At 33.8% G+C, this 754-nt stretch carries 1 protein-coding gene; it reads right to left on the bottom strand.

The genetic code is table 11. The features are described from left to right. Nucleotides 1-18: 18 nt before the first annotated feature. Nucleotides 19-372 (bottom strand): hypothetical protein, encoded by a 354-nt coding sequence (locus KPC_RS20125; RefSeq protein WP_146196698.1) that lies wholly within the window; start codon nucleotides 370-372, stop codon nucleotides 19-21. Nucleotides 373-754: the final 382 nt, after the last annotated feature.

Here is a 754-nt window from a genome sequence, read left to right as displayed (position 1 = left end):
TCTTTAACTATATGATAACTATTCATAATTCTTCCTATTTTTTATAATTTCTGATTCAATTTGTGTGCCATGTGAACCTATATCGATTTCATCCTCTTCATCATAATAATCTATATCTTCAAATACACTTGACCAATTATCAAAGCCTATTAACGCTTCATAATTTTTTGATTCTTCATTAATTGATAACTCACTTATACCCTGAAGATCCGTTTTACCTTCCCATATTATTTTCTTATTCTCTGGTTCGTACATCTCTATTTTTGCATTTTCTATTCCTGTTCCAGCTAAACTAGAAAATAAGAAATTAACTGCATATGATCCAATTTCTGGTAATTCAGGCAACTCAAAATTCACCTTCATCCCACTCATAAACACATGCTGCCCGCTCTGTACTTTGAAGTATCTATCTATCTATCTGTATTTACAAATACGCCTTGTTTGTTAATGAGGAGCTGTGACCCAGCTACTTTTTTAATATCAATCTCGTAGGGACTAGTGATCAGAATCTTGCCTTCCGTCGCGCGGTAATCTTGATATCCAAACGGGCAAATAACTCCATCAAGGCGTTTTGTGCATGCATCTGGATTTTTTCATTGGCAGCGATTAGGCTTATGCTCTGTTGCATGAATTTACAAAGTTGGAGAATCTCTGATTTAATTTTATTTATACAACAAAGCCCTTTTAATACCCAAAATTAATTACATGATCAATAGACCTCTTGCGAAAGTCAAAATTTGCATGGCTATAAGCT

The organism is Acinetobacter stercoris (genome assembly GCF_900323515.1).
In the GTDB taxonomy this organism is placed as follows: domain Bacteria; phylum Pseudomonadota; class Gammaproteobacteria; order Pseudomonadales; family Moraxellaceae; genus Acinetobacter; species Acinetobacter stercoris.
Note: the sequence above shows the minus strand (reverse complement) of the source record. Positions and strands in the feature narration are given on the sequence as shown.